10 protein-coding genes are annotated in these 12,256 nt (G+C 73.9%); 4 read left to right on the top strand and 6 right to left on the bottom strand.

Annotation, left to right across the window (positions count from 1 at the left end):
* Window positions 1-46: 46 nt before the first annotated feature.
* The 3 genes from MB828_RS27585 to MB828_RS27575 all read right to left on the bottom strand — a co-directional run bounded on the left by MB828_RS27585 (window position 47) and on the right by MB828_RS27575 (window position 4,104).
* Window positions 47-2,830 carry a beta-L-arabinofuranosidase domain-containing protein gene (locus tag MB828_RS27585; RefSeq protein WP_301650634.1) on the bottom strand — a complete coding sequence of 928 codons (2,784 nt, stop codon included), beginning with the start codon at window positions 2,828-2,830 and terminating at the stop codon, window positions 47-49.
* Window positions 2,831-2,933: 103 nt separating this feature from the next.
* Window positions 2,934-3,611 carry an HAD family hydrolase gene (locus MB828_RS27580; RefSeq protein ID WP_301650587.1) on the bottom strand — a complete coding sequence of 226 codons (678 nt, stop codon included), beginning with the start codon at window positions 3,609-3,611 and terminating at the stop codon, window positions 2,934-2,936.
* Window positions 3,612-3,627: 16 nt separating this feature from the next.
* Window positions 3,628-4,104: an Lrp/AsnC family transcriptional regulator gene (locus MB828_RS27575; protein WP_046729347.1), complete on the bottom strand. Its 477-nt coding sequence runs from the start codon at window positions 4,102-4,104 to the stop codon at window positions 3,628-3,630.
* Window positions 4,105-4,318: 214 nt separating this feature from the next.
* Between MB828_RS27575 and MB828_RS27570 the strand changes: the two genes are divergently transcribed.
* Together MB828_RS27570 and MB828_RS27565 are read left to right on the top strand one after the other, a co-directional pair.
* Entirely contained in the window at window positions 4,319-5,806 is a 1,488-nt protein-coding gene (locus tag MB828_RS27570; RefSeq protein ID WP_301650586.1) for an FUSC family protein, read from the top strand.
* 104 nt (window positions 5,807-5,910) lie between these two features.
* Window positions 5,911-6,942: a lactonase family protein gene (locus MB828_RS27565; protein ID WP_301650585.1), complete on the top strand. Its 1,032-nt coding sequence runs from the start codon at window positions 5,911-5,913 to the stop codon at window positions 6,940-6,942.
* Between the two features lie 140 nt (window positions 6,943-7,082).
* Here MB828_RS27565 and MB828_RS27560 read toward each other — a convergent pair whose 3' ends face one another.
* Complete coding sequence (locus tag MB828_RS27560; protein WP_301650584.1) at window positions 7,083-8,006, bottom strand: sirohydrochlorin chelatase; 924 nt, start codon at window positions 8,004-8,006, stop codon at window positions 7,083-7,085.
* Between the two features lie 142 nt (window positions 8,007-8,148).
* Window positions 8,149-9,168 carry an N-acetylglucosamine kinase gene (locus MB828_RS27555; protein WP_301650583.1) on the bottom strand — a complete coding sequence of 340 codons (1,020 nt, stop codon included), beginning with the start codon at window positions 9,166-9,168 and terminating at the stop codon, window positions 8,149-8,151.
* A 245-nt stretch (window positions 9,169-9,413) separates the two neighbouring features.
* Here MB828_RS27555 and MB828_RS27550 point away from each other — a divergent pair, with 245 nt between their 5' ends.
* Complete coding sequence (locus MB828_RS27550; protein ID WP_133024959.1) at window positions 9,414-10,091, top strand: uracil-DNA glycosylase; 678 nt, start codon at window positions 9,414-9,416, stop codon at window positions 10,089-10,091.
* A 131-nt stretch (window positions 10,092-10,222) separates the two neighbouring features.
* Here the strand turns inward: MB828_RS27550 and MB828_RS27545 are convergent, their stop codons facing one another.
* Entirely contained in the window at window positions 10,223-11,308 is a 1,086-nt protein-coding gene (locus MB828_RS27545; RefSeq protein WP_301650582.1) for a WD40/YVTN/BNR-like repeat-containing protein, read from the bottom strand.
* Between the two features lie 272 nt (window positions 11,309-11,580).
* On the opposite strand from MB828_RS27545, the gene MB828_RS27540 reads away from it, so the two are divergent.
* Window positions 11,581-12,174 (top strand): Rv1733c family protein, encoded by a 594-nt coding sequence (locus MB828_RS27540; RefSeq protein ID WP_301650581.1) that lies wholly within the window; start codon window positions 11,581-11,583, stop codon window positions 12,172-12,174.
* Window positions 12,175-12,256 lie beyond the last annotated feature (82 nt).

Here is a 12,256-nt window from a genome sequence, read left to right as displayed (position 1 = left end):
AGCGAACGGCTGGCGCACTGCTCCCGACGGGTGAACGGCCCTCCGGTCAGCGCGCGTACGACGCCTTCCGGGCCGTGGCCACCACCCGGTCGCCCGCCGGTCCGTCCAGCAGCCCCCGCGCCACCCACGTGTCCACGACCGACCGCACCCGCGCGACCAGCGCCGCCTTGTCGTGGAACGGCGCCCCGGCCCACACCGCGTCCAGGAGCGAGCCGCCGTCGGGCCCCACCGGGTCGGCGACCCCGGAGTCCAGGCCGCCGAACACCACCGTGGGCTCCGAGCGCCGGAAGTAGGCGTGGCCGGGGTCCTCGGTCCCCTCGTGGAAGGGGGCGAACTCCGTGCCCGCCACGGTGAAATGGAGCGGGGCGTCCGGTACCGGCGTCACGGACGGCAGCAGGTCACCGGAGAGCCCCGCGTTGCCGTACAGGCCCAACTCCAGCCACTCCGTGGACGCGTCGCGGCCGACCAGGTTCACCGGGCCGTAGAACAGGGCCTGCACCGACGGATCGTCCAGCGTCCGTTCCACCCGCAGCCGGAACGGGATCGACACCCGCACGGTGTCGCCGGGCCGCCAGGTCCGGGCCACGCCGAAGTAGCTCCCCGGCACCGCGGTCCCCGGCACCGCCCGCCCGTTGACCGTCACCCGGAACCCGGCCGTCGCCCACCCCGGCACCCGCAGCCGCAGTTCGAAGGGGACGCCCCGGCCGCTCCCGCCCACGGTGAGCGTGCTGCCCTGCTCCCGTGGGTAGGCGGTGTGCTGCTCGACCGTGATCCCCCGCTCGGCCCAGGTCAGCGTGGACGGGCTGTACAGGTTGACGTACAGGGCGCTGGCGTCGGCCGCCGCGAAGTACACCGAGTCCTGGTACTTGGTGGCGGACTCCATGCCCGTGCCCTCGCAGCAGGTCGTGCCCTGCTTGGGCGTGTAGTCCCGGACATGGCCGGGCGTCAGCCCGACGAAGTACGTGACGAGCGGCTTCTCCGCGTCGGTCCGGTCCTGCTTGGAGCCGAGCACCTGGTTGTACAACGTCCGCTCGTAGTAGTCCATGTACGCCGGGTCCTGCTCGTGCAGGAACAGCGCCCGGCTGAGTTTCAGCATGTTGTAGGCGCAGCAGGTCTCCGCCGTGGTCGCGCCGACGGTCCCGGCGATCACGTCCCGTGCCTTCCAGAACTCGGCCGTGCTGGTCCCGCCGATGCCGTAGGTGCGATGCGGTACGACCATGCCCCAGAAGTTCTTCGCGGCGGTCAGGTAGCGCTCCTCACCGGTGGCGTCGTACAGCCGGACCAGTCCGGTGAAGACCGGGATGTGCTGGTTGGCGTGCAGCCCGTTCAGCGTGTCGGTGTTCGCGGCGCACGCGTCGATCAGGCTGTCCAGGTCGAACAGCCGGGCCAGCGCGAGGTGTTCGGGCTTCCCGGTGAGCTCGTGGAGATCGCAGACCGCCTCGACGATCCCGCCGAACTCGCCGCTGGAGAAGATCCCCCACATGCGCTGGAGGGTGGCGGCGGGCAGTACGGAGAGCCGGGAGTGCATCCAGTCGCCCATGCCGGACGCGAGGTCCAGGGCGCGTTCGTCGCCGGTGGCGGTGTGGGCGTCGAGGAGGCCCCGGAGGATCTTGTGCGCGGTGTAGTACGGCGCCCAGACCCGGGTGTAGTCGCTGCCGGTCATCGACTCCAGCAGGATGAACTGCGTCTCCGGGTAGGCCGCCAGGAAGCCGGGATGGCTCGGCCCGCCCCAGGTGCGCCGCAGGGCCGCGTCGAGACCGCGTCCCGAACCGTCCGCGAGGACCGCCCCGGTCGTCTCGCCGAAGGAGTACGACACCAGGTCGCCGGTGGCCGGCATGTGCTGGAGCGCGGCCATTTCGTCCGCGTCCAACGCCCGCGAGAACACGTCGAATCCGCCGAGGGCGCCCGCGAAGACCGGGTCGGCCGGGTAGTGGGAGCGGCCGAGCCAGTGCTGGGCGAGCGGGCCGAGAGCGGCCGGGGTGAGGGACATGGCCGGGTCGCGGGCGACGGCCGTGCCGTCGACGTACAGCGTGCCGGTGCCGTCGGCGATGGTGACCGCGAGGTGGCTCCACCGGTCCAGGGGCAGCGGGGCCGTGCCGTCGAGGCCCTGCTCGGCACCCGCCCCGCCGGTGGTGATCGCGAAGCGGGGCACGCCGTTCGCGTTGCGTGCGGTGAGGTACAGGTACCGGGTGGTGTCGTCACCGAAGTCGAACACCCGGGCCCAGGCGTCCTCGTGGCCGGGCCGCACCCAGGCCGCCAGGGTGACGGCGGAGGCGTTGTGGAGCACTCCGGCCGGCAGGTCGACGTACTGGTGGGACCCGCGTTCGTTCTCGACCGCGCGCCCGCCGAGGGGCCCGGTCGTGCTCAGCACCGACGGCTCGTGCCGCAGTGCCTCGCGCACCTCGGCCAACGCCCCCACCATCGTGCGGATCTTCGCCCCGAACACCTCCTCGCCGGTGCTCGCGTACGCCTGGGCGAGCATGGTCAGGAAGTGGCCGGTGTAGTGCCCGCGGAGGTTTCCGTTGGCCTCCCCGTCCAGTCCTTCCCAGCCGCCGGGCGCGACCGCGCCGCCGGTGTCCAGTCCGGCGTTGGCCCGGAACACCTGCAACAGCCGGTTCACGTCGTAGCCGCGTGCGTGGTCGAGCATCAACGCCCGTTTGTCCGCGAACAGTCCGGGGCGCAGGGCCACGTCCCCCAGCCCGAACGGCTTCACCGTCCGGGCCGCTTCGGCCGCCGTCGCCTTCGCGCCGGCCGTGGCGCCGGCCCCGCCGGCGGCGGCCACCAGGGCCGTCACCTGGATGAGGGTCCTTCGGGAGAGCGGCCGCGGCATGGGCACCTCGCAAGTGTTCGGAATGCCGGACGGTGTTCGTGAAATCGTCCAGACCTTAGGCAGCCGACGGGGGAGCGTCAACGTTTCCGACAGGGAGGGCAGTTCAGGGAGCGGTCAGCCACTCGTAGACCGCGTCGGCGGTGAACTCCGCCTGGCCGCCGCGCAATACCAGGTCGGCCGTGGTGAACCGGTCCGCCTGGGTGGTGACATAGGGGATCGCGACGCAGCGCATCCCGGCGGCGTGCGCCGCCGCCGCGCCGGGCGTCGCGTCCTCCAGGACCACGCAGTCGGCCGGGGCGGCCCCGAGACGGCGGGCCGCCTCCAGGAAGACGTCGGGTGCCGGCTTGCCGCGCGCGACCTCGTCGGCCGAGACGAACGTGCGCAGACACGCGTCCAGGCCCGTGCCGGCCAGGACGGCCTCGATCGCCTCGGGGGAGGAGCCCGAGGCCACCGCGGACGGGACGCCCGCGGCCGCCAGTAGCTCCACGAACCTGCGCATCTCCGGGTACACCCGGGTGCCGGCACGGGCCAGCTCCAGATAGAACCGGTTCGTCTCCGCGAGGAGTTCGGCCACCGGGGGCCGCAGGCCGTGGCGCTCCCGCAGCAGGCCCAGCGTCTCCAGCGTGCTGATGCCCACGAGCTTCTCGTGCTCCGCCCAGGTGTAGTCCGCGACGCCGTGCGCGGCCAGCGTCTGCCGGGTCGCCTCGTAGTAGTTGGGCTCGCTGTCCACCAGTGTTCCGTCGAGATCGAAGATGACCGCGAGGCTGCCGGGACCGCTCATGGGAGCCAGGATGCCGTCATCCACGCGCGGCCCGGCCGATCGACTCCACCAGCGGCAGCAGCCGGTGCGGGACGCGTTCGCGCAGGGCCACCTCCGTGCGGGTACGCACCACGCCCGGCAGGCTGATCAGCTTCTGGATCACGTCCTCCAGATGCGCGTTGTCCCGCGCCACCACCCGGGTCAGCAGATCCCCGCCACCCGTGATCGAGAAAGCCTCCACGATCTCCGGTACGGCGGCCAGCGCGTCCCCCACGTCGTCCAGATGTCCCTGGGTGACCTCGATGTGCACGAACGCCAGCACCGGATGGCCGAGCGCGGCCGGGGAGAGGGCGGGGCCGGTTCCCGTGATCACGCCGTCCCGCTCCAGCCGGTCCAGCCGGGCCTGGAGGGTGCCCCGGGCGACCCCGAGGATCCGGGCGTACTCGCGCACGCTGGTCCGCGGCTGCTCCAGCAGCAGCCGCAGGATGCGGGTGTCGAGCTCGTCCACGGTCATCACTCACGACTGTACCAATGGCTCAGACCCGCGCCGCGGCGAGCTGGGCCAATGGTCTCCCTGCTGCCTGACGGATCGGCCGTCATCTGCGCCAATGGACCAGCAGAATCGAGTCCACTTGAGCCAGCCGCCCCGGCGGTGCTCTCATGTCGGTGTCGATGGCGCTGCGGATCCCCGCGGCGCCTTTTCCGTGCCGCCCGTGGGAGGGGAAGCAGTGCTGAAGAGGGTGTTCACGGCTCCGGACCCGGGGCGGGTGCGGCTGCGCTTCGCCGCGCGCGCCGTGCTCGGCATCGGGCTCGCCGTCGCGGTCTGCGGAGCGGCCGGACACTCCCTCACGGGCGCTGTCACCGGCGGTCTCGCCGCGCTGCTCGCCCTGTTCACGGTCACGGATCCCACGGTGCGCGGGCAGGCCGTCACCACCGCGCTGCTGCCCGTCGTGGGTCTGCCGGTCCTCACGGCCGCGGCCTGGCTGCACGGCGTACCGGTCGCCCGTGACCTGGTCTTCCTCGCCGTGGTCGGCGCGGGCGTGTACGCGCGCCGCTGGGGACCGCGCGGCCACAGCCTCGGTGTCTTCGCCTTCATGACCTACTTCGTGGCCCAGTTCCTGCACGCCACCCCCGGACAGCTGCCCGAGCTGTCGGCCGCCGTCCTGCTGTCCGTGTCCGGCGCGGCCCTCGTCCGCTTCGGCCTGTGGTGCTACGAACGCGGGCTGCCTCCGGCGCCGGTACCCGCCCCGCCCGCCGGTTCCGGCCTGGCCCGGGTGACCACCCGGCAGGCGGTGCAGGCGACCGCCGGCGCGGGGTTCGCGCTCGTGGCGGGCCAGCTGGTGTCCGGCCAGCGCTGGTACTGGGCGGTCGGCGCCACCTGGTGGATCTTCGTCAACACCGCCTCGCGCGGCGAGACACTGGTCCGCGGCTTCCGCCGGGTCCTCGGCACGGTCATCGGCATCGCGCTGGGCCTGCTGGTCGCCGCTCCGGTGCACGGCGCCCCGGTCCCCACCGCCGTTCTGGTCGCGGCCGCCGTCTTCGGCATCTTCTACACGGCCGCCGTCTCCTACACCTGGATGATGCTCTGGGTGACCTTCCTCGCCGAACTGCTCTACGGCCTCCTCGGCGTCCTCACCCCGGACCTGCTGGCCCTGCGGCTGGCCGAGACTGCGGTGGGCGCCCTGGGTGCCGTACTCGCCGTGCTGTTCGTGCTGCCGGTCACCACCCACCTCACCACCGACGCCTGGATCCGGCGCGCCCTGCGCTGCGTGCACGCCTGCACGACCGAGGCCACCGCCCGGCTGGCCGGATCCACCACCGCCGACCCGGCCCTCCGGGTGGCCGAACTGGAACAGCTGCTCGGCCGGGTACGGCTCTCCGTCGCCCCGCTGGTGCACCCGCTCGCCCCGACGCCCGGCCGCAAGCGCCGGGCCCGCCGGGTCCTGGCCCTGCTGGACGACTGCGCCCGCGAGGTCCGCGGCCTGGTCGCCGTCGCCGCCGACCCGGAGGCCTCCCACGACGCCCGGCTGGCCGCCGCCTGCTGGCGCGTCGAGGCGGCCGTGGAGGCCCTCACCCGGGGCTCGGAGCACATCACCGCCCCCGCCGAACCGCCCACCGAACCCGCCCTCGCCCACCTGCACGGCCTGGAACGGGCCCTGGCCGAACTCGCCGACCCGCTGCGCCCGACCGCCCGCCCGCGGCTCGCCGGCGCCTGAGACGCGCCCCGCCCGCACGTCTTGGTCTAGACCGCAAACTGCTACCGTCGGCCCCGGACCGGCCCGTACCGACTCGTACCGGCCCGTATCGAGAGGGGACAGCGGTGACAGACGGCGGCAGGCGGCGCAGGGCGTTCATCGGGTCGTTCACGGCGGCGGGCGGACCCGGGGTCGTCACGGCCGCGGTCCACCCGCACAGCGGCGCCCTGGCCCTCCTGGAGAGCGTCGACGGCGTCCCCGACCCGTCGTATCTCGCGCTCGCGCCCGGCGGACGCACCCTGTACGCGGTCAGCGAGACCGCCGACGGCGCGGTGGCCGCGTACCACGTCCACGACGACAAGCCGCGCCTCGCCGGTCCGCCGGTGCCGGTCGACGCCAGCGGCCCGACCCACCTCAGCGTCTACGACGGGCACGTGCTGACCGCCAACTACGGCTCGGGCAGCGTCAGCGCCGTCCCCGTCCGCCCCGACGGCACACCGGCCCCCGTCCCCTCGGGGGTGCTCCAGCACACCGGCTCCGGCCCGCACGAGCGGCGCCAGCGGGCCCCGCACGCCCACCAGGTACAGCCCGACCCCAGCGGCCGCTGGGCCGTCAGCGTCGACCTGGGGACCGACTCGGTCCGCGTCTGCACCCTGGAGCAGGGCGTCCCCGTCCTGCACCGCGAGTTCGCGCTGCGCCCCGGCTCCGGCCCCCGCCACCTGGTGTTCCACCCCGACGGCCGGTACGCCTACGTCGTCAACGAACTCACCCCGACCGTGACCGTCTGCCGCTGGGACGCCGGCACCGGGACCCTGCGGCCGCTGAGCGAGACGCCGGTCCTGCCCGGCGCGCCCGCCGGCGACGCGTACCCCTCGGGCATCGCCGTGTCGCCCGACGGCCGCTTCCTCTGGACGGCTACCCGCGGCGAGGACGTCCTGACGACGTTCACGATCGAGGAGGACCGCCTGCGCCCGACGGCGACGGTCCCCTGCGGGGGCCACTGGCCCCGGGCGCTCACCGAGTCCGACGGCCACCTGTACGCGGCGAACGAACGCTCCGGGAACATCACCTGGTTCACCGTCGACCAGGAGACCGGGCTGCCCCGCTACGACGGCCAGGTGGAACTCCCGGCACCGTCCTGCGTCGTCTTCGGCTGAGGTCGCCTGAAGCGCCCCTCGGGGGCGCGGGGAACTGCGCGAACGACCCCCACCGGCCCGCGGCCGGAATCGGACCGAACCACCCCGTGAAACAACCGACGGGGCCCCAGGAAAGGACCCCGTCCGAAAAAGCAGCCGCGTCAGCGGGCCGGCGCACCCTGCGGCTGCTGGGGAGCGATCCCCAGCGCCGTCGTGTACTTGGCCAGCGCCAGCTTCCCGATCGCCGGATACGCCCCCAGCGGCTCGGCCGTGGCACAGCCGGCCTCCTCCGCGGCGGCGCTGAGCAGCGCCGCGTCGATCTCCGGCCCGATCAGATAGGGCGCCAGAGCCAGCTGCTGCGAGCCCGAATTCCGCAGCTGTTCGGCGACGGAGGCGATCGAACCCTCCTGGTCCAGCGCCGCGGCCATGACCGGCACGGCGAGGCGCGCGGCGAGCAGCATGCCGGTGATCCCGGCGGCCTGCACCGCCTCGTCGCCGCCCACCGACGCCAGGACGATGCCGTCCGCAGCCGTCGCCACGGTGAACAGCCGCGCCCGGTCGGCGCGGGCCAGACCGGCCTCCGACAGGCGCACGTGCAGCGCCTCGGCGAGCAGCGGGTGCGGGCCGAGGACGTCCGTCAGATCAGCGGCGACCCGGCTCTCCATGACCGCGTGGCGGACCTGGCGCAGCAGCGCGCTGTCCGGGCCGGCCAGCAGCGGCACGACGACGGCGACCGGGCCGTCGGGGGCCTTTATGCCCTCGACACCCGCGGCGACGGCCTGCTCGTAGCGGGCGGTGCGCTCCTCGGCGGCACGGGCGAGCACGGACTGGAGGGTGGGGAACTCCTCGTCGTCCCCGTCCAGGTAGCCGATCCGGGCGTCCAGGCCGGGCAGCTCGGAGCGGGCGATGCTCACGACCTCCTCGGCGAGGCCGCGCGTGGCCGCGCTGGGCTTACCCGGCACCGCGAGGACGAGCGCGGGCGCGTCAACGGGAGCCACCAGCGGCTCGGGACGGCGGTGCCGTCCGGGCTGGCGGGGGCGCGGCATTCGTACTGGCAGGCCGGCGGGCCCAGTGGGGGAGCTCATGGCGCCGCATGTTACTGGCTATCTGGGCTCTGCTGTTCGGGGAGGGTGCAGGTGAGCGGTATCCGTCCGGTTTTGTCTGATGAGTTACGCATGATTCGGAGGTGATCCGGCCATCTGTCGGACACTTCGGCTCCCAGTGGGATCAATCCGCTTTTGTGTGCACCACGCAGAGCAGCCGTTCATCACCCGGCAGGGTGAGCCGCCCACTGGCCAGGTCACCCGCGACGCGTACCGCTCCGTGCAGCGGATCGCCCGCCGCCGGCACCCGCCGGGCGTGCGGCAGCAGAGCGGTCAACTCCTCGGCCAGCGGGACCAGCAGCGGATCGCCGAGCTTGGACAGGCCACCGGTGACGGCGACTCGGGGCGCGCCCTCGGCGGGGCAGACGGCGGCGGCCGACTCGGCCATGTGCCGGGCCGCCGTACGCAGGATCCCGGCCGCCACCGGGTCGTCCGCGGCGCTGAGGGCGACCTGGGGGGCGAAGGAGGCCAGCACGGCGGGCCGGTCGGAACGCGGGTAGAGCAGGCCGGGCAGCCCGGGCAGCGGCCCGAACCGCTCCTCGGCGCGGGCCCGCAGCACCGACGAGCCGCCGTCCCGCCCGTCGAAGGCGCGCAGCGCCGCCTCCAGCCCGGCCCGGCCGATCCAGGCGCCGCCGCCGCAGTCGCCGAGCAGGTGTCCCCAGCCGTCGGCCCGCCGCCAGCCGCTCAGATCGGTACCGATCGCGATCAGACCGGTGCCGGCGGCGACCACCGCGCCCCGGCAGGGGCCGAGGGCACCGGCGTACGCCGTCACCGCGTCGGCGGCCAACGCGACGGTCCGCGCGCCGAGTTCCCGGGCCAGCGCACCGGGCAACTCGGCCCGCAGGGCGTCCCCCAGGGTGGCCAGTCCGGCCGCGCCGACGACGACCGTGTCCATCCGGTCCAGTCCGTACTCGGCAGCCGACGCCCGTGCCATGGGCAGTACTTGCTCCAGCAGATGCCCGGGGTCGATACCCCGCGCCCCGGTCCGCACCGGCACCCGCGACTCCCGCGGCGCGGACGGCTCCCGCCCCGGCACCCCGACGACGGCCCGCACCCCGGAGCCGCCGGAGTCGACGGCGAGGAACCCGGACACCGGGCTCTCCGATCCGGCGGCCCCGCGGATCCCACCGGCCGCGGCGGTCACGGCAGCCACCGGTCGGCCGGCGTGTGGCCGGCGGGGCTGAGCGGCTCGACAGCCGGACGCAACAGGCTGCCCTCCTGCCCGGTGGCCGCCCGCGCGTGCCACGGGACCGGCTCGACGACCTTGACGATTTCGACGACCTTGACGATCTCGACGAGAGGAGAAGAGTAGCGCCGCGGACAGCCTCCGCGGGCGGGGACTTCTGCCTCTGTGCGGGGCGCCTGAGGCTGCCAGTAGGGTGACCTGCTGTGGCACCACGACCCTTGTACGAACTTGTCGAAGCGGGCTGGGCGAAGGCCCTCGAACCCGCGGCCGAGCGGATCGCCGCGATGGGGGACTTCCTCCGGGCCGAGATCGCGGCCGGCCGGACCTATCTCCCGTCCGGGGCGAACGTCCTGCGGGCCTTCCAGCAGCCCTTCGATGACGTTCGCGTCCTGATAGTCGGTCAGGACCCCTACCCCACGCCGGGGATGGCCATCGGACTGAGTTTCGCGGTCTCGCCGGAGGTGCGTTCGCTGCCGGGCAGCCTGGAGAACATCTTCCGGGAGATGCACTCCGACCTGGGGCTGCCCAGGCCCTCCAACGGGGACCTCACGCCGTGGACCCGACAGGGGGTGCTGCTGCTCAACAGGGCGCTCACCACCGCCCCGCGCAGTCCGGGCGCCCATCGCGGCAAGGGCTGGGAAGAGGTCACCGAGCAGGCCATCCGGGCGCTGGCGGCACGCGGCAAGCCGCTGGTGTCGATCCTGTGGGGGCGGGACGCGCGCAATCTGCGGCCGCTGCTCGGGGACCTCCCGGCGATCGAGTCCGCCCATCCCTCGCCGATGTCCGCGGACCGCGGTTTCTTCGGCTCCCGCCCCTTCAGCCGGGCCAACGAGCTGCTCGCCCAGCAGGGGGCCGAGCCGGTGGACTGGCGACTGCCGTAAGCCCGACGGAGTCCGCGCCGTGGGAACGCCGGTGGGAACGGCGCACCGCCTCGGGCGATCGGTGACGGTCCGGCCCGCCGGGGTGTGCGGAACCCGGCGGGCGGACTCGCCCGTTCTTCCCGCTGCCGGCCTCAGCCGAGGACCGCCGCCCGCACGCACAGCACGTCCGGCAGGTGTGAGGCCAACTGCCGCCAGCTGTCCCCGTCGTCGGCCGAGGCGAACACCTCGCCGTTGCGATTGCCGAAGTACACCCCCGCGGGGTCCGCGTCGTCCGTGCACAGCGCGTCGCGCAGCACCGTGCCGTAGTGGTCCTGGTCGGGCAGCCCCGCCGACAGCGGCTCCCAGGTCCGGCCCCCGTCGGCCGTGCGGAAGACCCGGCAGCGGCGCTGTGCGGGGACCCGGTCGGCGTCCGCGTTGATCGGGAAGACGTACGCCGTGCCCGCGCGGTGCGGATGGGCGGCCACCGCGAACCCGAACGTGGACGGCAGACCCTCGCCGATGTCGGTCCAGTGCGCGCCGGCGTCGTCGCTCCGGTAGACCCCCCAGTGATTCTGCAGGTAGAGATGGTCCGGGCTGCCCGCGTCCTGGGCGATCTTGTGCACGCACTGACCGAACTCCGGGTCGGGGTCCGGCAGGAACACCGCGGAGACACCGGAGTTGGACGGCTTCCAGCTCGCGCCGCCGTCGGTGGTGCGGAACACGCCCGCGGTGGAGACGGCGACCGTCACCGCCTTCGGGTCCCGCTGGTCCGTGACGACCGTGTGCAGGCCCTCACCGCCGCCGCCCGGCACCCACCTGTCACGCGTGGGGTGTTCCCACAGCGGCCGGACCAGTTCGAAGCTCTCCCCGCGGTCCTCGGACCGGTACAGCGCGGCCGGTTCGGTGCCCGCGTACACCACCTCCGGTTCCGCGGCGGCCGGGTGCAGCTGCCAGACCCGCTCCAGCGAGGCTCCGGTCTCCTTGGGGAACCTCACGGCGGGCCGGGCCGGTTCGGTCCAACTGCGGCCCAGGTCGTCGGAGTGGAAGACCGACGGGCCCCAGTGCGCGCTGTCACCGCCCGCCAGCAGCCGGGGCCGGCCGCCCCGGTTGTCGATGGCGACCGAGTAGATCGCCTGCGCGTTGAAGTAGGGACTCTCGTCGAACTCCCAGGTGCCACCTCGTCGCCGCCCGAGAAACAGACCTTTACGGGTGCCCACGGCGAGCAGTACCTCGGTCATGCCGATCACCTCCATGACGTCCTTGTCACAGCAGACCCTCACCTTCCGGCCAGTCTGCACCCCACCACTGACAGTCACCCCCGTGTGGGTGTCATCGCAGGTCAGAGCCGTCGTGTCGGTCGGTCGAACGAGGTGACGGAACGCGTTCCGGAAGACGCCTGCGCGAGCGGGGTCACTCGTGCGACCGTCGACTCGGAGGTTCGCCGTGAGCAACAAGGCGGCCTCTGCCGTATGGGAGGGCGGTCCGGGCTGTCCGTGCGCGCGTGAGGAGGATGCCTTTGAAGGCGTTCCGTGGTCCGAAGGTCTGGCTGTGGCGCTGGCGGCGCAACCCGCTGAAGCGTCGCGCCGACACGGTGGAGGCCTGGGTGCTGCTCGGCGCCTGGCTGTTCACCCTGCTGGCCGGAGTGCTCGCCGGGCTCGCGGCGGCCCGGTCGGTCGAGGGCGGGCTGGCCCGCGAGCGCGTCGAATGGCACCCGGTCGTGGCCCATGTCATGGAGAAGGCCCCGGGGACGCCCCGGGACGGGTCGGACTCCGCCGGCGGTGAGCGGGTCTGGGCGAGAGTGGGCTGGACCGTCGAGGACGGCACGGTGCACACCGGCCAGGCGCGGGTCGTGGCCGGCAGCAAGGAGGGCACTCCGGTCACCGTCTGGACGGACCCGCAGGGCCACCTCGTCACCCGGCCCGCCACCGCCTCCGAGGCCCACCTGCGTGCCGGGCTGATCGGCGGCCTCGTCGGGCTGAGCGCTGCGGCCGTGCCGTTCGTCGCCGGACTGGTGGCGCGGGGCCGGCTGGAGCGCCGGCGGATGGACCGCTGGGACGCGGAGTGGTCACGGCTCGGACCACAGTGGGGCCGCACGACCGGCTGAGCCCCGCACCCCCGGTCGGGCGGCGCGGGGTCGCCGGGCGGCGACAACGCGGCGCCCGGCCTCGCCCGCCGCCGCCCGGCCT

Source organism: Streptomyces arenae, assembly GCF_022343545.1.
Taxonomy (GTDB): Bacteria; Actinomycetota; Actinomycetes; order Streptomycetales; family Streptomycetaceae; genus Streptomyces; species Streptomyces humi.
The sequence above is the reverse complement of the archived record's forward strand: the minus strand, read 5'-3'. Positions and strand labels throughout refer to the sequence as shown.

Excerpts from the sequence above, each read along its gene's own strand:
- MB828_RS27585 (WP_301650634.1), bottom strand. The coding sequence starts at position 2,830 with ATGCCGCGGCCGCTCTCCCGAAGGACCCTCATCCAGGTGACGGCCCTG.
- MB828_RS27580 (WP_301650587.1), bottom strand. The coding sequence starts at position 3,611 with ATGAGCGGTCCCGGCAGCCTCGCGGTCATCTTCGATCTCGACGGAACA.
- MB828_RS27540 (WP_301650581.1), top strand. The coding sequence starts at position 11,581 with ATGCCTTTGAAGGCGTTCCGTGGTCCGAAGGTCTGGCTGTGGCGCTGG.
- MB828_RS27575 (WP_046729347.1), bottom strand. The coding sequence starts at position 4,104 with ATGACCGTGGACGAGCTCGACACCCGCATCCTGCGGCTGCTGCTGGAG.
- MB828_RS27545 (WP_301650582.1), bottom strand. The coding sequence starts at position 11,308 with ATGACCGAGGTACTGCTCGCCGTGGGCACCCGTAAAGGTCTGTTTCTC.
- MB828_RS27560 (WP_301650584.1), bottom strand. The coding sequence starts at position 8,006 with ATGAGCTCCCCCACTGGGCCCGCCGGCCTGCCAGTACGAATGCCGCGC.